Origin of the sequence: Rahnella sp. CJA17(1/100) (assembly GCF_963881615.1) — a bacterium.
Lineage (GTDB): Bacteria > Pseudomonadota > Gammaproteobacteria > Enterobacterales > Enterobacteriaceae > Rahnella > Rahnella aceris.
The window spans coordinates 217,197-241,067 of record NZ_CAWOJA010000011.1 but is presented as its reverse complement, the minus strand read 5'-3'; the positions used below and the strand labels follow the sequence as shown (position 1 = coordinate 241,067).

19 protein-coding genes are annotated in these 23,871 nt (G+C 55.7%); 17 read left to right on the top strand and 2 right to left on the bottom strand.

From position 1 onward, the window contains the following. Positions 1-103 precede the first annotated feature (103 nt). From AACU55_RS07405 to AACU55_RS07360, 10 genes are all read left to right on the top strand, one after another. Positions 104-766: a DUF3313 domain-containing protein gene (locus AACU55_RS07405; protein WP_112151443.1), complete on the top strand. Its 663-nt coding sequence runs from the start codon at positions 104-106 to the stop codon at positions 764-766. 26 nt (positions 767-792) lie between these two features. After that, positions 793-1,410, top strand: coding sequence for a paraquat-inducible protein A (locus AACU55_RS07400; protein ID WP_134705332.1), 618 nt, complete (start codon positions 793-795; stop codon positions 1,408-1,410). After that, positions 1,407-2,030, top strand: a complete 624-nt coding sequence (locus AACU55_RS07395) for a paraquat-inducible protein A (RefSeq protein ID WP_134705331.1) — start codon at positions 1,407-1,409, stop codon at positions 2,028-2,030. Before AACU55_RS07400 ends, AACU55_RS07395 begins: the two co-directional genes overlap by 4 nt. Continuing rightward, a complete protein-coding gene (locus AACU55_RS07390; protein ID WP_037032776.1) occupies positions 2,023-3,618 on the top strand; it encodes a PqiB family protein in 1,596 nt (531 codons plus the stop codon). Before AACU55_RS07395 ends, AACU55_RS07390 begins: the two co-directional genes overlap by 8 nt. Continuing rightward, positions 3,615-4,196, top strand: a complete 582-nt coding sequence (locus AACU55_RS07385; RefSeq protein WP_134705330.1) for a PqiC family protein — start codon at positions 3,615-3,617, stop codon at positions 4,194-4,196. Before AACU55_RS07390 ends, AACU55_RS07385 begins: the two co-directional genes overlap by 4 nt. A gap of 271 nt (positions 4,197-4,467) precedes the next feature. After that, positions 4,468-4,959 carry a PadR family transcriptional regulator gene (locus AACU55_RS07380; RefSeq protein ID WP_119262339.1) on the top strand — a complete coding sequence of 164 codons (492 nt, stop codon included), beginning with the start codon at positions 4,468-4,470 and terminating at the stop codon, positions 4,957-4,959. A 126-nt stretch (positions 4,960-5,085) separates the two neighbouring features. After that, a complete protein-coding gene (locus AACU55_RS07375) occupies positions 5,086-6,225 on the top strand; it encodes an efflux RND transporter periplasmic adaptor subunit (RefSeq protein ID WP_134705329.1) in 1,140 nt (379 codons plus the stop codon). Continuing rightward, entirely contained in the window at positions 6,225-9,341 is a 3,117-nt protein-coding gene (locus AACU55_RS07370) for an efflux RND transporter permease subunit (RefSeq protein ID WP_014416644.1), read from the top strand. Before AACU55_RS07375 ends, AACU55_RS07370 begins: the two co-directional genes overlap by 1 nt. After that, positions 9,341-10,711: an efflux transporter outer membrane subunit gene (locus AACU55_RS07365; protein WP_134705460.1), complete on the top strand. Its 1,371-nt coding sequence runs from the start codon at positions 9,341-9,343 to the stop codon at positions 10,709-10,711. The genes AACU55_RS07370 and AACU55_RS07365 overlap by 1 nt, the downstream gene beginning before the upstream one ends. A 95-nt stretch (positions 10,712-10,806) precedes the next feature. Further along, positions 10,807-11,193, top strand: a complete 387-nt coding sequence (locus AACU55_RS07360) for a methionine-R-sulfoxide reductase (RefSeq protein WP_013578081.1) — start codon at positions 10,807-10,809, stop codon at positions 11,191-11,193. A 211-nt stretch (positions 11,194-11,404) separates the two neighbouring features. On the opposite strand, the gene bamA is transcribed toward AACU55_RS07360, so the two are convergent. Continuing rightward, on the bottom strand, positions 11,405-13,828 hold the full coding sequence (bamA, locus tag AACU55_RS07355; RefSeq protein ID WP_134705328.1) for an outer membrane protein assembly factor BamA: 2,424 nt from the start codon (positions 13,826-13,828) through the stop codon (positions 11,405-11,407). Between the two features lie 214 nt (positions 13,829-14,042). Further along, positions 14,043-14,981, bottom strand: a complete 939-nt coding sequence (locus AACU55_RS07350; protein WP_037032766.1) for an aminoimidazole riboside kinase — start codon at positions 14,979-14,981, stop codon at positions 14,043-14,045. Between the two features lie 250 nt (positions 14,982-15,231). Between AACU55_RS07350 and AACU55_RS07345 the strand changes: the two genes are divergently transcribed. The 7 genes from AACU55_RS07345 (at position 15,232) to AACU55_RS07315 (ending at position 23,859) form a co-directional block, all read left to right on the top strand. Continuing rightward, positions 15,232-16,812, top strand: a complete 1,581-nt coding sequence (locus AACU55_RS07345; RefSeq protein ID WP_119262343.1) for a carbohydrate porin — start codon at positions 15,232-15,234, stop codon at positions 16,810-16,812. A gap of 77 nt (positions 16,813-16,889) precedes the next feature. Further along, positions 16,890-18,263, top strand: coding sequence for a sucrose-specific PTS transporter subunit IIBC (locus AACU55_RS07340; protein WP_013578077.1), 1,374 nt, complete (start codon positions 16,890-16,892; stop codon positions 18,261-18,263). After that, entirely contained in the window at positions 18,260-19,669 is a 1,410-nt protein-coding gene (locus AACU55_RS07335; protein ID WP_134705327.1) for a sucrose-6-phosphate hydrolase, read from the top strand. Before AACU55_RS07340 ends, AACU55_RS07335 begins: the two co-directional genes overlap by 4 nt. Continuing rightward, on the top strand, positions 19,670-20,725 hold the full coding sequence (locus AACU55_RS07330; protein ID WP_134705326.1) for a LacI family DNA-binding transcriptional regulator: 1,056 nt from the start codon (positions 19,670-19,672) through the stop codon (positions 20,723-20,725). Between the two features lie 257 nt (positions 20,726-20,982). Beyond that, positions 20,983-21,801 (top strand): ATP-binding cassette domain-containing protein, encoded by an 819-nt coding sequence (locus tag AACU55_RS07325; RefSeq protein ID WP_134705325.1) that lies wholly within the window; start codon positions 20,983-20,985, stop codon positions 21,799-21,801. Continuing rightward, a complete protein-coding gene (locus AACU55_RS07320) occupies positions 21,801-22,616 on the top strand; it encodes an ABC transporter ATP-binding protein (RefSeq protein ID WP_134705324.1) in 816 nt (271 codons plus the stop codon). Before AACU55_RS07325 ends, AACU55_RS07320 begins: the two co-directional genes overlap by 1 nt. Positions 22,617-22,620: 4 nt before the next feature. After that, positions 22,621-23,859 carry an MDR family MFS transporter gene (locus AACU55_RS07315; RefSeq protein WP_134705323.1) on the top strand — a complete coding sequence of 413 codons (1,239 nt, stop codon included), beginning with the start codon at positions 22,621-22,623 and terminating at the stop codon, positions 23,857-23,859. Positions 23,860-23,871: the final 12 nt, after the last annotated feature.

The window sequence follows — 23,871 nt, the reverse complement described above, 5'->3', positions numbered from 1 at the left end:
TCTTGACATGGGAATTTTATTACTCCATAAATGAACCGTACCGTACGGTTTTGAAATAAACCGAAACCGACGTCCCGTGACGATTCTTAAAAAGGTAGGAAAAATGTCTGCATCCGTTTACGGCTATTCTCTGGCGGCTTTGATTTCTTTGGGTTTTCTCACCGGGTGCGCGAGTACCCAGCCTGTGCCCTACACCGGGGTCACCTCTTCTCCACAAATGAAACCTGATACCCAGGACGATTCAGGCCATATCGCATACAGCTACAACACCCCGACGGACTGGAATAAATACAGCCGCGCGATCCTCGATCCGGTGGTGATTTATCAGGGCAAGGATGCCCAGTTTGATGACGTCACGGCGGAGCAAAAACAGCAACTGGCGGCGTACATGCAGCAGCAGTTCGGCAAAAGTGTCGGCGGGCGTTTCCCGCTGACCAACGCTATTACCCCCGGCACCTTACGCATCCGGCTGACGCTCACCGGCGCGCAAACCACCACCGCGTTTCTGGGCACGTTCACCCGCTTTGATCTGATGGGCGGGCCGTACAACATCGTGCAGTCAGTGCGCGGCAAACAGGGTTCATTCACCGGCTCCGTGAGTTATGCGGTGGAAATTTATGACGCCCCCTCCAATCAGTTGCTGAAGGCTTATATCGCGAAGCAATACCCGAACTCGCTGAACATTGGCGCGACCTGGGGTGCGCTGAGTGCGGCCGAAACCGGGCTGGATAAAGGCGCGGAACAGTTGCAGGCACAACTGAAATAAGTGACGGCAGGACACAGGACATCACCATGAAAATCTATCCGCAGCAGGTCGTTTGCAAACATTGCGACAGTCTGTATACCCGAAAACCTGTGCGGTCCGGCGAGGCCGCACGTTGCCAGCGTTGCCGTGCCGTACTGTATCGGGGAAGCTGGCTGAGTCTGGAACAATGGTTTGCGCTGACGGTCACCGCCGCGCTGTTTTTCATTATCGCCAATGCCTTTCCGGTGCTGGAAATTCAGTTTCATGGTCAGGTGCAGGCGGCAACGTTGTGGCAAACCGCGATGGCGCTGGCGTACAGCTACGCATCGCCACTGGCCATTCCGCTGGCCATGCTGATCATCGTCTGTCCGTGTCTGCAAATTCTCTTATTGGGTTGGGTGTTATGGCACGCCTGCCGGAAAAAAGCCGCGCCGGGGCTCGCTTCTGCGATGCGTTTGCTGGCCGGGCTGGCGCCCTGGAGCATGGCAGAAGTGGCGTTGCTGAGCATTCTTATCGCCGCCATCAAACTCTCGGGGCTGGTGCAAATCACCCCCGGCCCCGGCACATGGGCGCTGCTCGGATTGTGCCTGTTATTACCGGTGATCAACCATCAGGATTTCCACCCGCTGTGGAGCCTCAAAACGCTGAAAGGCCAGCGCGAATGACGCCGGTTCCGCACGCATTAACGCAGGGCATCGTGCGCTGTCATGTCTGCGGACTGGCCTGCGAACAGATGCCTGGCGTGCGGGCGTTGCCGTGTCCGCGCTGCCATGCGCCGCTGCATCCGCGATTGCCGGACAGCCTCAGCCAGTCATGGGCATTGCTGCTCACCGGGCTGTTGCTGTATCTGCCCGCCAATTTACTGCCGGTGATGTACAACAGTTTTGCCGGTCGCGGCAGTGAAAGCACCATTCTGGGCGGTATTGCCGGGTTCTGGAATGCCGGTGATTACATCATCGCAGCAATCATTTTTACCGCCAGCGTTGTCGTGCCGTGTGCCAAGTTCCTGATCCTCGGCGGGCTGCTGATCGCGGTACAACGACGTCCCGCTTCCGGTCAGCTTCGTCGCTCGCGCCTGTTCCGCCTGACGGAACATATCGGTTACTGGTCGATGCTCGATGTGATGGTGGTCGCGATGATCGCAGCGCTGGTGCAGTTCCCCGGCCTCAGCACTGCCGAACCGCGCATCGGTATTGTTTTTTTTGGCGCAGTGGTGATCTTCACCCTGCTGGCTGCCCTGAAGTTCGACCCGCGTTTGCTCTGGGAAAATCAGAATAATGACTGAACACGCTTCACCCCCGCCGGACATTGTCCCGCGCCGTTTTCGCCCCTCGCTGATCTGGCTGGTGCCCGCCATAGCGGCATCAGTGGGTTTGTTTTTGCTGTTACAGGTCTGGGCGGATACCGGCCCGGAAATCTCCATTACTTTTCAGACCGCCAGCGGATTAGAAGCCGGTAAAACCGAAGTGAAATACAAAGACGTCACGGTCGGGCGGGTGAAATCGATTTCGCTCAGCCCCGACAGCCGCCGCGTGCTGGTCACCGTTTCACTGATGAAAAACGCCGAAAATCTGCCCAGGGAGGACACCCGTTTTTGGGTCGTGCGTCCGCGCATCGGCATGGGCGGCGTATCGGGTATCGATACCCTGCTTTCCGGCGCGTATATCAGCCTTGATACCGGCACATCGCAGAAATCCGGCAGTGACTTTCAGGGACTGGAATCACCCCCGGCGGTGATCAACGGGATGCCCGGCAAACAGTTTGAAGTGGTGGCCGACGATCTGGGTTCACTGGATATCGGTTCGGCGGTGTATTACCGCCGCGTGCCGGTCGGGCGGGTCTCTTCCTATGCGCTGCGCCCTGACGGCAAAGGCGTCAGCCTGAACGTATTTATCGATGCGCCGTATGACCGGTTCGTCACTTCCGCCACCCGTTTCTGGAATGCCAGCGGCGTGGATTTATCGCTCGATTCTGAAGGTTTGCAGATCAAAACACAGACCATGGCATCGGTGATTGCCGGGGGCATCGCGTTTGCCAATCCGCCCGACGACAGCACGGCAAAACCGGCAGCCAGCCACCGCGTATATACGCTGGCAGACGATCAGGCCTCGGCAATGACCCCGCCGGACGGCACGCCGCAGGTGTTGCAGTTGCGCTTCCAGCAGTCGCTGCGCGGCATGAAAACCGGCGCGCCGGTGGAGTTTTCCAGCGTGAAGCTCGGGAAAGTCACGGCGATTGAGCTCGATTACGACCCTGCCGCTTCACGGTTTATCTCGGTGGTGACGATTGAGGTGTATCCGAACCGCTTAGGGCATGTGCAGGAGAAACTGCCCAAACCTGAAAAAGACGGCCAGCAGCAGGCTGCCACGTTCCTGCGCGACATGGTGAAACACGGACTGCGGGCGCAGGCGCGCACCGGCAATCTGCTCACCGGACAGTTGTATATCTCGCTCGATTTTGTGCCTTCGGCGCTGCCGGTGTCTTTTGATATGACTGCGCGTCCGTTGCAGATCCCCACACTCAATGGCGGCTTTGATCACCTGCAGGAACAGCTCGCGACACTGATTGGCAAGTTATCGACAATGCCCATTGAGTCGATTGGCAGCAATCTGAATGCCACACTGGGCAACCTCAATCAGACGCTGATTCAGGTGAACCGTCAGGTTCTGCCACAAACCACGCAAACCCTGCGCCAGTTCGATCAGACGATGGGCAGCGCACAAACCCTGCTGGCGGCGGACTCCCCGCTGTTGCAAACGCTGGCCGAATTCCAGCGAACATTATATTCCCTGCGCACCCTCACCGGCCTGCTCACGCGCCAGCCACAGGCGCTGATCGCTGGCAGAAACAGTGAAAATAAGGAGCAACCATGAATGTCATCCGCGTGATAACCGGGGTTTGCCTCCTGCTGGGGTTAAGCGGTTGCGCCTCTCCTGCGCCTCATTATTACACCCTGATCACACCAGCGGAGAATGCGCCGTCTGCGATACCACCGGCTGCATTTGTGCTGCGCGTACAACCGGTGACCGTGCCTGAACAGCTTAATCAGCCGCAACTGGTGATACGTAAAAGTGACGGCGAAATCGTGATATCGGATAGCGCGTTGTGGGCCGCGCCGCTGCCGGAGGAAATACGCAGTGCGCTGTCGGCGCAGCTTGAACGCTCGCTGAGTACAATTGACATCCGCGAATTGACACCGCCGCCCGATAAACCGGTTATCACCCTGCGCGTAACCGTGCAGCAACTGGATGCCTGGCCGCAACGTCACGCCAGCCTGACAGCCCGCTGGCAACTGCGTTTTGGCGCAGATGAAAAAATGCTGACCTGTCGCTCACAGCATCAGATTGCCGTGACGGGTGGTGTGCCGGAACTTATCACCGCGCAACAGAAACTGATTGCGGCACTGGCCGCCGATGTTTCAGATGCCATAAAAAGCCGCCACTGCCGCTGAAAACCGGACTTTTTCGCAATGCTTACACGGCAAAAATAGGTTTACGGCATCTTTCCGCCGTTTATCTCAAGATCAATCAGTTACCCCTGTTCTGAACTGTTAAGAAGTGTCAGCAACAGGGGCGAACCTGAGAGCGCCATCATGATTTAGTCATTATAAAACAACACATTAACACTTTCCTTACGTTAGTTTCCCGCTCCGCCACTGTCTTGCCCTGCAAACTTGTAAGATATATCTTGAGGTCGTCGGGAATCAGTGAAGGAGAAAAATCATGAGCGAAACCGAACCTGCTGTACGGCGTAAAAGCAAACTGTTCACCCGTCAGGAACTGGCGCTGTTTGTGTTGCATCTGATCCAGATAAACCCGGTGCATGGCTACGAAATTATCAAAACCATCGAAGGCTATTCTATGGGGGTGTACATCCCCAGCCCCGGCGTGATTTACCCGATCCTGGCGCATATTGTTGACAACGGCTTTGCCACCGCCGCAGAAATAGAAGGCGGGAAAAAACAGTTTTCCATGACACCGGCCGGTTCTGAATATCTGGCGGCAAGAAGAAACGAAATCCGCGCCATAGAAGAAAAAATGAAAAAGCGCGTGATTGAAAATAACCCGCCGCCCGCACCTGAAATGATTTACGCCATTGAGAATTTAAAAATCACCGTACGGACGAAAGCCTATAACGGTGAGGTCACGCCGGAAATATATCAGCAGATGGTTAAATACATTAATGAGGTCACGAAGAAAATTCATGATTTATGATTCCTGATTTATAAACAACGGCACATCTTTAAATAATTTTAACGGGATCCTGACTGTTTTATTTCGATAAAACAGCCGGGACTCCTTTGCCTTTAATTATATTATTTATTATTTACGGACACCAAAATGCCTTTAAGATTCTCCTGCTTATTGATACTTATCGCGCTGAGTGGTTGCGATAATTCACCACCGGTTCAGCCCACTGCCGCGCCCGCTGAAGTGGGCGTCGTCACGCTAAAAGCACAATCGTTCAATCTGGTCAGCGAATTAACCGGCCGGACCACCGCCACACTGACGGCGGATGTGCGGCCGCAGGTCGGCGGTATTATTCAAAAACGTTTATTCACCGAAGGCGACTGGGTTAAAGCCGGTCAGGCGCTGTATCAGATTGATCCGTCGTCGTATAAAGCGACGTATGATCAGGCTGCCGCTGCACTGAAAAGCGCCAAAGCGCTGGTGCTCTCGGATTGCCAGAAAGCCCGCCGTTATGCCGTACTGGTGAAAGAGCAAGGCGTGTCGCAGCAGGATGCGGAAGATGCGCAATCGGCCTGTGCAGAAGACCGCGCCAGCGTTGATGAAAAAGCCGCATCGCTGGAATCGGCCAAAATCAATCTCGACTGGACGCGGGTCACATCGCCGATTGCCGGTCGTATCGGCATTTCCTCCGTTACACCGGGCGCACTGGTCTCTGCCGCGCAGGACACCGCGCTGGCGACGGTACGAAATCTCGATTCAATGTACGTGGATCTCACCCGTTCCAGCGCCGATTTGCTCAGTCTGCGTAAACGCGCACTGGCAACGAACAGCGATGCTTTAAGTGTCACGCTCACCCTTGAAGACGGTTCAACCTACCCCGAAAAAGGTCGTCTGGAACTGACCGAAGTGGCGGTCGATGAAGCCACCGGTTCGGTCACGCTGCGCGCCGTGTTCCCGAATCCGCAACACGTTTTACTGCCGGGAATGTTTATCCGCGCTGACGTGGATGAAGGCGTCGTCGAAAATGCCGTGCTCGCACCGCAACAAGGTGTGACACGGGATGCCAAGGGCGATGCCACCGCTCTGGTGGTTACCGCCGACAACAAAGTCGAACAACGTCATATCGAAACCGGCGAGGCTACCGGAACCCACTGGCTGATTGTCAAAGGCTTGCAGGCGGGTGATCGCGTGCTGGTGGAAGGCAGTGACAAAGTCACGGTGGGCGATACGGTGAAACCGGTTGAAGTGAATAACGCCGCCGCTGCGAAAAGCACAGAAGGAGCCGCCTGATGTTCTCCCGCTTCTTTGTGCGTCGCCCGGTTTTTGCCTGGGTGATTGCGATTCTGATCATGATGGCCGGGATTATGGCGATCCGCACGCTGCCGGTCGCGCAGTATCCGGACGTCGCGCCTCCCTCAGTGAAAATCAAAGCCACCTATTCCGGGGCTAACGCCGAAACGCTGGAGAACAGCGTCACGCAGGTCATCGAACAACAACTGACCGGCCTGGATAATCTGCTGTATTTCAGCTCCAGCAGCAGTTCCGACGGCTCGGTGGATATCACCGTCACCTTCAAACAGGGCACCAATGCCGATACCGCGCAGGTGCAGGTGCAGAACAAAGTCCAGCAGGCGGAATCACGCCTGCCGACGGAAGTACAGGAAGCCGGGGTGACGGTCACCAAGTCGCAGTCCAGTTTCCTGCTGATCATGGCGGTGTACGATAAAACCGACAAAACCAGCAGCTCGGATATCGCCGACTGGCTGGTCAGTAATATGCAGGATCCGCTGGCGCGCGTCAGCGGCGTCGGCAGCTTGCAGGTGTTTGGTGCGGAATACGCCATGCGCATCTGGCTGGATCCCACCAAACTGGCGGCGTATGACCTGATGCCGTCAGATGTGGAAACGGCCATCGAAGCGCAAAACGTGCAAATCTCCGCCGGTAAAATTGGCGGTCTGCCATCTTCCACCTCACAACAACTGACCGCCACGGTGCGCGCCCAGTCACGTCTGCAAACGCCGGAGCAGTTCCGTAACATCATTGTTAAAGGCAATACCGGCGGCGCGGTGGTGCGCATCAGTGATATCGCCCGCGTCGAAATGGGCAGCGAAGATTACACCGCGTCTTCACAACTGAACGGTCATCCGGCGGCGGGTATGGCGGTGATGTTATCGCCGGGCGCCAACGCGCTCGATACCGCCACGCTGGTGAAAAACACCATCAGCGAATACCAGCGCAGCATGCCAAAAGGCTATGACGTCGCCTATCCGAAAGACAGCACCGAATTTATTAAAGTGTCGGTGGAAGACGTCATTAAAACGCTGATCGAAGCCATCGTGCTGGTCATCGTGGTGATGTATCTGTTTATGCAGAATCTGCGCGCCACGCTGATCCCCGCGCTGGCGGTGCCGGTGGTACTGCTCGGCACGTTTGGCGTACTGGCGCTGTTCGGCTATTCCATTAACACCCTGACGCTGTTCGCGATGGTGCTGGCCATCGGCCTGCTGGTGGATGACGCTATCGTGGTGGTGGAAAACGTTGAGCGCATCATGCGTGATGAAGGGCTTCCCGCCCGCGAGGCCACCGAGAAGTCGATGGGAGAAATCTCCGGCGCGCTGGTGGCGATTGCGCTGGTGCTCTCTGCCGTGTTCCTGCCGATGGCGTTTTTCGGCGGCTCAACCGGCGTGATTTACCGCCAGTTCTCCGTCACCATTATTTCCGCCATGATACTTTCCGTGGTGGTGGCGCTGACCCTGACACCGGCGCTGTGCGGCGCGTTTCTGCGCCATAAACCACAGGCTACCCGTGGTTTCTTCGGCGGCTTCAACCGTTTGTATTCGCGTACTGAGCAACGCTACGAAAATGGTGTGACGCATGTGCAGCGCCGTCCGGTGGCGATGGCGCTGATTTACGGCGCCATGGCCGCACTGATGGGTGTGCTGATGTGGCAACTGCCGACCAGCTTCCTGCCGTCTGAAGATCAGGGCGAAGTCATGGTGCAATACACCCTGCCCGCCGGGGCGACAGCGAACCGTACCGAAGCCGTCAATTCCCGTGTTACAGAGTGGTTCCTCGGCAAAGAGAAAGCCAATACCAACGTCATATTCACCATCACCGGCTTTAACTTCAGCGGCAGCGGTCAGAATGCCGGGATGGCGTTTGTGTCACTGAAGAACTGGGATGAACGTCCGGGCGCCGTAAACACCGCACAGGCGGTAGCCGGTCGCGCGATGCGGGATCTGGCGGTGATCCGCGACGCAAAAGTCATCGCCATGACGCCGCCTTCCGTGGACGGGCTCGGGCAAAGCAACGGTTTCACCTTTGAGCTGATGGCTACCGGCGGCACCAGCCGCGCGGACTTACTCAAACTGCGCACCGAACTGCTGGCGCTGGCCGCCAAAAGTCCGGAACTGCAATCGGTTCGCGCCAATGATTTGCCACAAATGCCACAGTTGCAGGTGGATATCGACAACAACAAAGCCGTGGCGCTCGGGCTGACGCTCAGCGATGTCACTGCCACCCTGAGCAGCGCGTGGGGCGGCACTTACGTCAATGATTTCATTGACCGTGGTCGCGTCAAGGAAGTGTATATCCAGGGCGACAGTGAGTTTCGTTCCAAACCGGCGGATCTGAATAAATGGTTTGTGCGCAGCAGCGACGGTACCAGCATGACGCCGTTCTCCGCCTTCGCCACCACCCACTGGACCTATGGCCCGGAAAGTCTGGCGCGCTATAACGGATCAACTTCCTATGAGATCCAGGGCGAGAATACCGACGGCTACAGTTCCGGCGCGGCGATGGCAAAAATGGAAGCGCTGGCGGATAAATTACCCGCCGGTTCAACCTGGGCATGGAGCGGACTCTCTCTGCAGGAAAAGCTCGCCAGCGGTCAGGCGCTCAGCCTGTATGCCATCTCGATTCTGGTGGTATTCCTGTGTCTCGCCGCACTGTACGAAAGCTGGTCCGTGCCGTTCTCCGTGATCCTGGTGATCCCGCTCGGTCTGCTTGGCGCATCCCTTGCCGCCGAACTGCGTGGCCTGAATAACGACGTTTACTTCCAGGTGGCGCTGCTGACTACCATCGGTCTGTCGTCGAAAAACGCCATCCTGATAGTTGAGTTTGCCGAAGCAGCGCTCAAACAAGGCAGCACCCTGACCGCTGCCGCGCTCTCCGCTGCCCGCACCCGTTTACGCCCGATCCTGATGACGTCGCTGGCCTTTATCGCCGGGGTGATGCCGCTGGCAGTCGCAACCGGCGCAGGGGCTAACAGCCGCATCGCCATCGGTACCGGCATTATTGGCGGCACCGTGACCGCCACCTTACTGGCTATTTTCTTTGTTCCGCTGTTCTTCGTGCTGGTGAAAAAAGTCTTCACCGGTCACAAAGACGCGCAGGAGTCAGCATGATTTTTCGTCTGAGTATTATTTCGCTGGCCATGTTGCTGGCAGGCTGTATCTCGCTGGATCCCGATTATCAGCGCCCTGCCGCGCCGGTGCCTGCAGTCTGGCCTGCGCAGGGCGCACAGCCAGCGGCCACCATGGTGCTGAGCGACTGGCAGGGCATCATGGCCGATGCGCGCCTGAATGCCGTGGTGGCCAAAGCGCTGACCAGCAACCGCGATTTGCAGGAAGCGATTGCTGATATTGAAGCCGCCAAAGCGCTGTATGGCGAGCAACGCGCCAGCCTGTTCCCGACGCTGGATGCGGAACTTTCGCAAACCCGTAGCCGGACGCAGGATGCAGGCGTCAGCAGCAGCGCCACCGCCGACGGTGCGGTCAGCAGTTTTGAAATCGACCTGTTTGGCCGTAACCGCAGCCTGAGCACAGCGGCAAAAGAAACCTGGCTGGCGAGTGAATCGACCGCGCAGAACACCCGCCTGACGCTGATTTCAGAAACCAGCACCGCGTGGATCACACTGGCGGCGGACAACAGCAATCTGAAACTGGCGCAGGACACCCTGAAAAGCGCGGCGGATTCGCTGAGCATTACGCAACGGCGGCAACAGGAAGGCGTCGCCTCGGGGCCGGACGTCAGCTCTTCGATGGCGATTTATCAGCAGGCACGCGCCAGTGTCGCCAGCTACCAGACGCTGGTCGCGCAGGACATCAACGCCCTGAATCTGCTGGCAGGCGACACCGTGGCGCAAAATCTGTTGCCGGGTACGCTGGAAAGCCTGGCACCGCAGGCCATCAAACTGGTGCCCGCCGGGATTTCGTCGTCGGTATTACTGCGCCGCCCGGACGTGCTGGAAGCGGAACATAACCTGAAAAGTGCCAATGCGGATATCGGCGCAGCGCGGGCGAATTTCTTCCCGACGCTCTCGCTGACTGCCAGCGCAGGCGTCGGCAGCAGTTCGCTGTCGAACCTGTTCAGCCACGGCAGCAATGTGTGGTCGTTCGCGCCCAGCCTGAGCCTGCCTCTGTTTACCGGCGGCAGTAATACCGCGCAGTTGCGCTACGCTGAAGCGGAGAAAAAGGGGCTGATTGCCGCGTATGAAAAAGCCATCCAGAGCGCCTTTAAAGATGTGTCGGACGCCCTCGCCCGCCGTGCCACGCTCAGTGAACAGATGGATGCCCAGCAGCAATATGTTGCGGCCGCACAGCGCAGTTACGATTTGGCGCGCCGCAGTTATGAAACCGGTGCGGGCGATTATCTGACGGTGCTTACCGATCAGCGTTCACTGTGGTCGGCGCAGACCGACCTGATTGCCCTGCAACAGACTGATTTTGAAAACCGTATCACCCTGTGGCAGACGCTGGGCGGCGGCGTGAAATAGCACACTATGGCAGGAGGGCACTTGCAGCTTGATATGTCGCCCCAATATAGCGCTACACTATAAGGCTGCAATGTCACCTGCCAGGAGCAATGATAATGAACAGAGAACTGAATGATTTTGAACGTTTTGTCATCGAAAACAAAGGGACAGAGCGCCCGAATACCGGTGAGTATAACGACCACTTTTCACCGGGCCGTTACGTCTGTAAAAGATGTTCTGCGCCGCTGTATTCCTCAGAACACAAATTCGAATCCCATTGCGGCTGGCCCGCTTTCGACGATGAAATTCCGGGTGCGGTTGAACGTGTGCCGGATGCCGATGGCCGCAGAACAGAAATTGTGTGTGCCAACTGCAAGGCACATCTGGGGCATGTCTTTGAGGGGGAATATTTAACTGAGAAGAATCTGCGCCATTGTGTCAATTCCGTTTCAATGATTTTTGAAAGTGCCGATGCGCAAGGGAATTACCACAAAGCAGAATAATCGCTTATTTCTGCTGTGATAAACGAATAAAAAGAAGGGCCGCACAGGGGCAGCCCTTAAAAGGAAGAACTCCAACAATATTATAATGGCATGATGTTTTACCCTAAGGGTTGCTCAATAAACATCATGCCGGCATTATAATTGAATCAGATTTATTTTCTATTCTCATTGCGTCTGTAAAAAGTAATAACTTTGTAAGACAGCGTTATTATTACCACGTCTTACCGATATTAAACTGGAATTGCTCCGCACTGTCCCCTTCATATTTCACCAGCGGCTGCGCATAAGAGAATACCAGCGGGCCGAGCGGGGATTGCCATTGCAGCGCAATACCACTGGAAACACGAATATGTGTCGGGTCGCTGTAATCCGGAATACCCGCGGCTTCGGTCGCTGAGGTATTTTTCCATCTCGTATCCCACACCGTACCGGAGTCGACAAATAATGAGGTACGCACTGAACTGGCGTATTTCTCGCTGATGAACGGCGTCGGCACATACAGTTCCGCGCTGGCAATCGCCATCGCATTACCGCCCACCGCATCAGTCGATTTGGTCACCGGACAGGTGGAATACGAGCTGTCCGCGCTGCTGCATTTGTAATACGCCGCTTTCGGCCCGATGGTGTTGGAGGAGAAACCGCGAACCGAGCTGGAGCCACCTGCGTAGAAGTTGTCGTAGAACGGGACTTCGTTGCTGCCAATGCCTGCCGCGTAACCGGCTTTGGCGCGGCCCATTAATACCCAGTCCGATTTGTCGCTCAGCGGAATGTAATGGTTGGCATCAAAGGTGATTTTGTAATAACTGTCGTCCGAGCCAGGCGTGGTCACTTTTGCCGCCAGGCTGGCGCGCGTGCCGGATGACGGGAAGAAGCCACGGTTAAGATCGTTATACGCCCAGCCGACACTGGCGAAGAAGTCATTGGTGCTCAGTTGAGCATCGCTGTTGGTGGACGTCGTTACCAGCCCCGGCTGTACGCCGCTGGCATTGAGATAGCGCCAGACCGCGACCTGCGGTTCCATATCACTCAGCGTACTGTGAACGTAATCCAGCCCCAGATTCAGCGTATTGTTTTCGCTGACCGGCAGGCCAAGATTCACGCCTGTGCCGTAACTTTGCAGATTATACGCCGCCAGATCGTTATCTTCCGCGTCGTAATGGTTGTAGAACACTTTGCCGCCAAGGCTGATGCCATCAACGGTGTAATACGGGTTGGTGGCCGAGACTTCGACATAGGTCTGATAAGAGTTGCGCGTGCCGCTGAAACTGACCGTATTACCACTGCCCAGCCAGTTGTCCTGCGTTACGCCCAACTGATAACTGATGCCGCTGTCGGTGCCATAACCCAGGCCCACGTTGAATGTGCCGGTGTTACGCTCTTTAACTTTATACACCACATCAACCTGATCCGCTGAACCGGGCACCGGCTGGGTATCCACATCAACCGACTCGAAATAGCCGGTACGGTTGAGGCGATCTTTGCCCTTCTGCACCAGATCATTGCCCAGCCACGCGCCCTCCATCTGGCGCATTTCGCGCCGCAGCACTTCATCTTTCGAGGTGTCATTGCCTTCAAAACGAATGCGGCGCACCGAATAACGGTTGCCGGTATCCACGCTGATATGCAGTTTCACGGTTTTATCCGTTTCATTAATGTCGCTTTGCGTCGTGACATGCGGATAGGCATAGCCATAGCGGCCCAGCAGATTTTTGATGTCACCTTCCACTTTGGTGACTTTCGCGCCGTTATACAATTCACCGGCAGGAATGGCGGCGAGCGATTCAATTTCGGAAGAATGTCCGGCCATGTCGCCGGTCACCACTACGCCGGACACGGTATATTGCGCACCCTCAGTAATATTGACGGTAATATAAATCCCTTTCTTATCCGGCGTTAAACTGACCTGGGTGGAATCAATATTAAAACGGGCATAACCGCGGTCGAGATAAAAACTGCGAAGTGTTTCTAAATCACCTGACAGTTTTTGTTTTTCATATTTTTTATCGCCAATCACATTCCACCACGGCACCTCATCACGTAGCTGGAAATGGGCGATTAAATCGTCACTGGTAAAAGCTTTATTACCCACAATATTGATTTGTTGAATTTTTGCCGACACACCTTCGGTAAAGACCAGTTTCACGTCCACGCGGTTACGCGGCAACGGCGTCACCACCGCTTTTACACTCGCGCTGTATTTGCCGACGCTGTAATAAAAATCCTCCAGTCCCTTTTCAATCGACGAAATGGTGGTGCGATCCAGCGCGTCCCCGACGCGGATCCCTGAGGCTTCCAGGTTCTGCTGCAACATCTCGTCCTTTATGGCTTTGTTGCCCGAGAACGTAATGCTGGCAATCGTTGGCCGCTCTTTCACCTGAACAATCAGCGTGTTGCCATCTTCAAGCACCTTCACATCGTCAAAATTGCCGGTCGCAAACAAGGCACGGATCGTCTGGCTGATATCGTCATCGGATACCGTATCGCCCACGCGCACGGGGATGCTCAGCAAGGCTGCGCCGACGGTGACCCGCTGCAATCCTTCGACGTGAATGTCTTTTACGACAAACCCGCCGGCAGCAAAAACCGGGGCACTGCTGAACAGCAGCGACGCTAAGAGTAATTTTTTCATTGTCATGTGATCCGTGCTCGCCGTTTTTCAACTAACAAAAATTCCTGTTAACAAAATATTTTGCTATCAGAAGAAATAACCTCGCTAACAGACTGTGGGATATATAGGAGGTTCAGCGGCAAACATTTGATTTTCGTAAAACATGACGTTGGATTACAGATTACTTACATTATTTTCGTCGGGTGAACAGTTGCGGTCCGGGCAACATCGTCGGGCGCGGTTACCCCTGAGAAGAGAACGCTTTTAAGGTAACGCTGTCGGGTAATGCGGTCATTGCGCCTCTGGCGGTGGTGGCAAGAGCACCGCATGCCAGTGCCTGATGAATGATCTGTTGCCAGACACTCTCCGAGGTCAGCGGCCAGTGTTGCGCCAGCCCGGCCAGTAATCCGGCGACAAAAGCATCTCCGGCGCCGGTGGTATCCACCGCTTTCACTTCGCGGGCCGGATAGTGCTGCAGACTGGCATTATTTTTCCGGTAAACCGAAACCCCCAGTTTTCCCTGCGTGACCAGCAGCAGTTCGGGATTATAGCGGTCACACAGACGCAGCATCCCCTCCGACAGCAACGCTTCGCCCGTCAGAAATTCCAGCTCATCCTCTGAGACTTTAATCACATTAGCCAGCGACAAGGCGCGGGCAAGATTTTCACGCAGTTGTCCCTCATCAGACCACAAGTCATGCCGGATATTGGGATCAAAACAGACATAACCGCCTGCCGCTTTCATCTTCGCCATTGCCAGAAAGGCGGAGGAACGTGAAGGTTCCGCAGATAACGCGATTGAGCATAAATGCAAGAAATCCCCGGGATGGAAAGCCGGAATGTCGGTTGCCTGGAGGAATAAATCCGCACCCGGACGCACCATGAAGGTAAAAGAGCGTTCGCCGTCAGCATCGTTTTCCACCACCACGGTGGAGGTACGGTGATGAGGGTCAAGGTACATACAGTCAATATTCACCCCCTCATCCGCGAGGGTTTTCATCAGGAACTTCCCGAAAGGGTCATCGCCCACGCGCCCGATAAATGCGCTGTCTCCCCCGAGGCGGCGGATCCCGACGGCAACATTCGCCGGTGCCCCGCCCGGGCATTTTAATAAGCGGTCATCCTCTTCAGCGATCAGATCCACCACCGCGTCACCCAAAACCCAAACCCGGTTATTCATCTTCATTCCTTTTTTAAATCCTGATAAATCGTCTGTCGATAAAATAGAAGAACCGGTTTAGCTAATCAAGAGCAAATGAATTTTCAGGACGAGAGATGGAATTGCCAGCAAGATCACAAATCCAGCACAAGGCTGCCGAACTTCGTTGCGTAAATACATAACGGGTGTTTATTGTGCTCAGGAAAACCAGTTTAGCAATTTAGCAAAATGGTTTTCCCATAATAATTAAACTTCCTCTGAAGGGATAAAAATGATGATGAAACCTCGCTATCTTGCTGTTGCTATTGGACTTATTCTTTCTTCTGCGGCCCAGGGTGCCGATATCTCCGCCAGTGCGATTGAAGCGCGCTTTGCGGCGATGGAAAAACGACTACAACTCGCCGAAAGCCGCGCCGCTAAGGCCGAAGCCCGTGCTACGCAGGCAGAACAGCAGGTCAAGCAACTCGAGACACGCACCGCCAGCAACGAACAGCAAACCCGTCAGGTGGCGAAGACGGCTGAAATCACCCAGCAGCAAACCGCCGATGTGGCTAAACGCACTGAAACGTTAGCCGCTGATAACAATAAAAACAGCAGTGATAACAGCGGGTTTAAATTCACGGGATATGCACGTTCCGGCGTGATCATGAATGACTCGGCGACCTCCACGGAAAGCGGCCCGTACGTGACGCCTGCCGGACAAACCGGCGGTGCAGTCGGGCGTCTGGGCAATGAAAACAACACCTACGTTGAGCTGAATCTGGAGCATAACCAGACAATGGCCAGCGGTGCGACTTCCCGCTACAAAGTTATGCTGGCTGACGGTCAGCGCAGCTACAACGACTGGACCGGCGCGACCAGCGATTTAAATATCCGTCAGGCCTTTGTTGAACTCGGCTCGCTGCCGACGTTCACCGGTCCGTGGAAAGATTCCACGCTGTGGGCGGGTAAACGCTTTGACCGCGATAATTTCGACATTCACTGGCTTGATTCCGACATCATCTTCCTGGCGGGGACCGGCGGCGGGATCTATGACGTCAAATGGGGAGATAACCTGAAAAGTAACTTCTCGCTTTACGGAAGAAACTTTGACGATCTTGAAGACGATAACAACGATGATACCCGCATCGAAAATTACATTGTCACTGCCAACAACTATGCCGGGCCTTTCCAGTGGATGCTGAGCGGGTTGCGTGCCAAAAACAATCAGGATCGCGAAAATAGCGGCACAAATGGGATCACTAATGCGGCGGACACCGGCTTCCATACCATGCTGGCGTACCACGGCGACAGTTTCTATGGTCTGCGTGAAGGGTCATCCAAAACCGCGCTGCTTTACGGTCACGGACTGGGGGCGGAGGTGAAAGCACTGGGCTCTGACGGACATCTGACTGACGATGCCAGTACGCTGCGTCTGGCAACCTACGGCATCACACCGATCAGCAAAAACTGGAGTATTGCTCCGGCTGTTCTGGCTCAGCAGAGCAAAGACCGTTATGTCTCCGGCGATGACTATAAATGGCTGACCTTCAACACCCGGCTGATTCAGCAAATTACCGAGAACTTCGAGCTGGCGTATGAAGGCAGCTATCAGTATATGGATCTCAATCCGCAGGGTTACAGCGATTACAACAAAGTGAAAGGCGGTTTCTACAAACTGACCTTCGCACCAACCTTCAAAGTGGGCGATATCAGCAACATGCTGAGCCGCCCTGAAATTCGCTTCTTTGCCACTTACATGGACTGGAGCAAAGAACTCGACAGTTATTCCTCCAGTGATTCATTTGGTACAGATGGCTTTACGGCGGGCGGACAGTGGAATTTCGGCATCCAGATGGAAACCTGGTTCTAAACGGCAGGGTTTGATTTTAAAAAAAAAAGCACCCGGTCTGACCGGGTGTTAACGGTAAAGATAAATTAAGGGATTCTATGAACATCAATGCAATCGCGACTGAGCTGCTTCCGCTGTTGGGTGGGAAGGACAATATTGCCAGCGCGGCACACTGTGCCACACGTCTGCGCCTGGTGCTGGCAGACGACAGTCTGATCAACAAAAGTGCTATCGAAAAAGTGGAAGGCGTAAAAGGCTGTTTCAGCAACGCCGGACAGATTCAGATCATTTTTGGTACGGGACTGGTGAACAAGGTGTACGCCGAGTTTATTAAAGTGGCCGGTATCAGCGAATCGAGCAAATCCGAAGCCGCCGATATTGCGGCGCGAAAACTCAATCCCTTCCAGCGACTCGCGCGCGTGCTGTCGAATATCTTTGTGCCGATTATTCCGGCGATTGTCGCATCCGGCCTGCTGATGGGGCTGCTCGGCATGGTGAAAACCTACGGCTGGGCCAACCCTGAGAGCGCGATTTTTATCATGCTCGATATGTTCAGCTCGGCGGCATTTATCATTCTGCCGATCCTGATTGGTTTCACTGCCGCGCGCGAATTTGGCGGTAATCCGTTCCTGGGTGCAACACTGGGCGGCATTCTGACTCACCCGGCACTGACTAACGCCTGGGGCGTTGCCAGTGGTTTCCATACCATGAATTTCTTTGGTATCGAAATTGCGATGATCGGTTATCAGGGCACGGTATTCCCGGTTTTGCTGGCGGTCTGGTTTATGAGCTTCATCGAAAAACGCCTGCGCAAAGTGATCCCTGATGCACTGGATCTGATCCTGACGCCTTTCCTGACGGTCATCATTTCCGGTTTTATCGCTTTCCTGATCATCGGCCCTGCGGGTCGTGCGCTCGGGGACGGTATCTCCTTTATTCTCAGCACGTTAATTACCCATGCCGGTTGGGTGGCAGGTCTGGTGTTTGGCGGATTGTATTCGGTTATCGTGATCACCGGTATTCACCACAGCTTCCATGCGATTGAGGCCGGTTTGCTGGGGAACCCGAATATCGGGGTGAATTTCCTGCTGCCTATCTGGTCGATGGCGAATGTTGCACAGGGAGGAGCCTGTCTTGCGGTCTATTTCAAAACGCGTGATGCGAAAATTAAAGCCATTGCCGTGCCTTCAGCATTCTCCGCGATGTTGGGCATAACGGAAGCGGCAATTTTTGGTATCAACCTGCGCTTCATGAAACCGTTTCTCGCCGCTCTGGTCGGCGGTGCGCTTGGCGGCGCCTGGGTGGTTGCGATGCACGTCAATATGACGGCGGTTGGCCTGACCGGTATTCCGGGGCTGGCCATCGTGCAGTCCAGTTCGATTCTCAGCTACCTGATTGGTCTGGTGATTGCCTTCGGCAGCGCATTCCTGTTGTCATTGCTGCTGAAATACAACACGGAGAGTGAAAAATGACAGAAGTCAGTTTGCTGAAAAAAGCGCTGCGCAGTGTGGTGGCCGGTCAGGTCAGAGCGGCGGCAGATCCGTACCGTCCCGGCTGGCATCTCGCGCCGCCGGTCGGGCTGCTCAATGACCCTAATGGCTTTATCCAGCATAACGGTCGATTCCATTTGTTCTATCAATGGAACCCGCTGGCCTGCGCGCACGGTGCCAAGTTCTGGGGGCACTGGAGTTCAGCAGATTTACTTCACTGGCAGCATGAACCACTGGCGCTGGCGCCGTCAGAAGAATACGAAACCCACGGCTGTTATTCCGGCTCAGCCGTAACAGACAACGGCCAGCTGACGCTGATTTACACCGGCAACGTGAAATATCCCGATGGCAGCCGCACGGCGTTTCAGTGTCTGGCGCGCGAAAATGCTGAGGGTGAGTTTGATAAAACCGGGCCGGTATTCAACCTGCCGCAAGGCTATACCGGACATGTGCGTGATCCGAAAGTCGGGTGGCATGACAAACACTGGTACATGGTGCTGGGCGCTCAGGATCTCAGCCTTCAGGGCAAAGTGTTATTGCTGCGATCTGACGATTTATCCGCGTGGGATCTGCTCGGCGAAATTGCCGGTTCAGGTTTACACGGGCTGGGTGAGTTCGGTTACATGTGGGAGTGCCCGGACTTATTCCGGCTGGCCGAAAACGACATTCTGATTTGCTGCCCGCAAGGTTTAGCGGCGGAATCTGACCGTTATCTGAATACCTTCCAGTCGGGTTATTTTGTCGGGCAACTGGATTACGCCAATGCCACGTTTACGCACGGCGATTTCGCTGAGCTGGATCTGGGGTTCGAATTTTATGCACCGCAAACCACGCAGACGGATGACGGGCGACGCCTGCTGATTGGGTGGATGGGGATCCCGGACGGCGATGAATTTTTCCAGCCAACGATACAAAACGGCTGGCTGCATACCCTGACCTGCCCGCGCGAACTGACACTGGTCGCGGGAAAAATCATCCAGAAACCGGCCCGTGAACTGCAACAACTTCGTCGTGACGAGCAGACATGGCAAGGGATTGCGGACAATTGCCTGCCTCTGGACATCACCCACGCCGAGACAGAGATTGTCACTGAGCACCCCTTCATCGCCGATTTTGGTGGCGATATCACCCTCAGCTTTGACGGAGAATGGCTGCGTTTAAGCCGTAAAAACCGGCGTACGGGTGAGCCTGAACATCGTGTCTGGCAGGGGCAGTTACGTAAGCTGACGGTGTTAAGCGATGCATCAAGCCTTGAAATTTTCATTAATGACGGAGAAGCGGTGATGTCCGCACGCTATTTCCCTGTTTTACCAGCACAATTGAACTTGCAGGGTTCTCATCAGATTACGCTGCGCCACTGGTCGTTGGCGGAATGCGTGATAGAATAAATGTCTTTCCGGACAACAGAATATGGCGCAGTGAAAAAGACCAAACGCATCACTATCAGTGGCATAGCCGAACTGGCTGGCGTATCGAAATCGACTGCCAGCCAGGTACTCAACGGGCACAGCAAGAAGTTTCGTATCTCCGATCCTACCCGGGATCGGGTGCTCGCCGTGGCGGCTGAACATCATTATCAGCCGAGCATTCACGCCCGCTCGCTGAATGTCAGCCGCAGTTTCACCCTGGGACTGGTGGTGCCGGAAATGACCAACTACGGTTTTGCTGCCTGTTCTAACGAACTTGAAACACTGTGTCGTGAGAACGGCATGCAGCTGCTGATTGCCTGTACGGATGAAAATACCAGCCAGGAAACCATGGTGGTCAATAATCTCATCCAGCGTCAGGTCGATGGCCTGATTGTGGCGTCCAGCATGCTCAGCGATGCGGAATACGTAAAAATCAGCCAGCAAGTCCCCGTCGTTTTGTTTGACCGTCATATGCAGGACACGCAGCTCCCTATTGTTGTCTGTGAAGCCATCGAATCTTCAGCAGAACTGGTTTCGCGGATAGCGAAAATTCAGCGGGACGAGTTTTATTTTATCGGCGGCCAGCCGCGAATTTCTCCGACCCGCGATCGCCTCGCAGGCTATCAGCTTGGCCTGCAGCGGGCAGGTGTCAGTCTCGACCCCGACTGGATTGTGTACGGCAACTACCACCCGAGCTCCGGCTACGAAATGTTTGCGCAACTGTGTGCCCGGCTTGGGCGTCCACCCAAAGCGCTTTTCGTGGCCTCCTGCGGTTTGATGGAAGGGGTTCTGCGCTATATGAGCCAGCATCAATTGCTTGAGAGTGATATCCATCTTTGCAGTTTTGACGATCACTATCTTTACGACTCGCTGTCCGTGAAAATTGATACCGTCGCTCAGGACTGCGGGGAGCTGGCCATGCACTGCTTCAGCATGATCAGTAATCTGATGAATGAACAACCCATCGCACAGCCACAATGCTTTTTAACCCCTAAATTGCACTGGCGTTCCCCGCACTTCTCGCAGATCAAATAGATATTCAATGTCGTCACATGAGGATGATGAGAGATGTTAATTCATCTCGCGTCATCTGATTGTTCCTGCCAGCTTTGCTTCATCATGTCCCGGCTACGACAGCGGCGAACTCATCATTTCGCTGCCTGAAAGGGTGCTGCACACAGTTGCACCGGCAAATAGCACAGAGAAAATCACAAAACCTTTTGCATTAAATTGACACATTTTGTTATGTTATCACATATCAAAACAGTCGCAGCGATGAACAGGTTTAGGGAATGACACACAACAGGACGCAAAATACTGAACCGGTTCTCGCGGTGGAAGGGCTGACAGTGCGGCTCGCAGGTGAAGAACGCGTCAGCGGACTGAGTTTCAGCGTCAGTGCGGGCGAACGGGTTTGTCTGCTTGGTGCTTCCGGCTCCGGTAAATCACTGACTGCCAAAGCCATCACCGGCACGCCGCCTGCGGGCGCGATACCCGGCGGCAGTATTCGGGTGAATAGCGTCGAAGTGCGCGGCAGACATCCGGTTTCACGTTGTGCTGCCAGCCGCGTCGCCACGGTTTTTCAGGATTCTTCCACCGCACTGAACCCGCTGATGACGCTCGGAAAACAGCTACGTCTCGCCCTGCCCGCCGCCAGCGAAGACGAAATCTGCACGATGCTGGATGCCGTCGGGCTGGGCGATATTGCGCAATTTTCCACCCGTTATCCGGCGGAGCTTTCCGGCGGCCAGCGCCAGCGTTTGTGCCTGGCGCTGGCGATGCAATCCTCTTCTTCGCTGCTGGTGGCGGATGAACCGACCACCGCGCTCGACGTGCTGACTCAGCAACAGGTTTTACAGGTCATGCATAAGGCCTGCACCCGTCCGCAATCACCCCGGGCGCTGCTGTTTATCACCCATGATATTGCCGTCGCCGCGCAGCTATGCGAGCGCGCACTGGTAATGGAAAACGGCGTGCTGGTGGAATCTGCCGGTATGGCGCAGTTACTCCGTCATCCGCAACATCCTTATTCCAGAAAACTGGTTCACGCTGCAAGACAGGCCGCCGCGCTGCATCAGAATGCCGCGTCGCTGCGCGGGGTTGCTGTCTGATGGAATCTTCACTGCATCTGACCACCGAACCGTTTCTGCATCTGCATAACGTCAGCCGCCATCTCGCCCTGCCGCGTTCCGGCTGGCGCAGGCAGCACGCTGCGCTTTTTGAGCATCTGTCGCTGCGTATCGGCCGCCACGAAACGCTCGGGCTGGTCGGCGCGTCTGGCTGCGGAAAATCCTCCCTGCTGAAAATCTTGCTGGCGCTTGAATCTCCCGACAGCGGTGAAGTATATTGCGCCGGTGTTAAAATTCGCCCCGGCTCTGCGCGGTCTCTGCGCGCATACCGGCAGCGCGTGCAGTACATTCCGCAGGATCCGGCCGGTTCGCTGCCACCGGCTCAGACCGTTTATCAAATTATTGCCGAACCGCTGAAACGCCTCGGGTTTAGCGGCAATATCCGTCTGCGCGTGACTGACGTGATGGCGCAGGTCTGCCTGAACGAAACGTTGATAGGGCGTACGGCAGCCGGACTCTCCGGCGGGCAGGCGCAGCGGCTGGCGATTGCCCGTGCGCTGGCGATCCGCCCGCAATTTCTGGTGGCCGACGAGCCGGTGAGCGGGCTGGATCTCCCCCTGCGCGGGCAGATCAAACAACTGCTGCAACAGGTGACGCAGCAAAATGGCATGGGTCTGCTGATGGTCACGCACGATATCTCGATGGTGGCCGGGCTATGCGACCGGTTGCTGGTAATGCACGGCGGCAAAATTGTGGAAGACCGCGCCACACAGGATATTTTGCGCGCCCCGGACCATACGCATACCCGGCAACTGCTGCAGGCCATTCCTCATTTACCTTTGACCGTTAACGGATAACCGGATGCTGACCCGTTCCATTGCCCGCGCTTCTGCGCCAAAACCACCGCTGCTGCTCGCCAGCAATCTGGTATTTAACATTGGCTTTTATGCCGTCGTGCCGTTCCTGGCGATTTTTCTGCGCGACGATTTATTGCTTTCCGGCTGGGCGATCGGGCTGGTGCTGGGTTTGCGGACATTCTCGCAACAGGGCATGTTTTTGCTCGGCGGGGCACTGTCTGACCGCTACGGCGCACGGGTCATCATTCTGCTGGGCTGCGTGGTGCGTATCGCCGGTTTTCTGCTGCTCGGGCTTTCCGACACACTGGCACCGGTGATTCTCGGCGCCTGTCTGACCGGCATCGGCGGCGCACTGTTTTCCCCTTCGATCGAAGCGCTGCTGGCACAGGCAGGAACGCACAGCGAGAAAGCCGGAAAACGCAGCCGGGCAGAATGGTTCGCGCTCTCGGCGGTCTGCGCGGAACTGGGTGCGGTGCTGGGGCCATTGCTCGGATCGCTGCTGTCCGGTTACGGTTTTCAGCCGGTGGCGCTGGCCGGTTCCGGTCTGTTTCTGATGGCGTTGCTGGTGTTGTTTTTCACGCTGCCCGCCACGCCGGAACGCGCCGCTGAACTGAAAATTGTGCCGTGGTGGCAGACCTTCCGTCAGCCGCGTTTTGTGGCCTTTATTATTGCCTACAGCGCTTATCTGTTCAGCTACAACCAGTTGTATCTGGCGCTGCCGGTGGAGCTGCGCCGTTCGGGCGGCAGCGAGCAGGACCTCGGGCCGCTGTTCGTGCTGGCCTCGGTTCTGGTGATCGTTCTGCAAATGCCGCTGGCGCGTTTTTCCCGCCGGGTAGGCGCGGCGCGGATTTTACCTGCGGGCTTCGGATTGCTGTCTTCCGCGTTTATCGCCGTGGCGCTTTTCGCCTGGACAATACCGCCGGAAGGCTGGCTGCGGCTGCTGCCTTCCGTATTACTGATTACCCTGCTGACAGTCGGCCAGATGCTGATTGTGCCGGTCGGGATGGATCTCATTCCGCGCTTTGCCGGGCAACATAATCTCGGTGCGCATTATGGTGCGCTGTCGTCGATGGGCGGCGCTGCGGTGCTCGCGGGCAATTTCCTGCTCGGTGGCCTGCTCGATAACGCCCTGACACCGTCTCCGGGCGCAGTGATTCCGTGGCTGGCGCTGGCCGCCGTTCCCTTTTTAAGCGCGCTGGCGATGTGGCGAATCTGCCGCCAGTTGCCCCCTCCTGCAATCTGACAAGGAACTTCT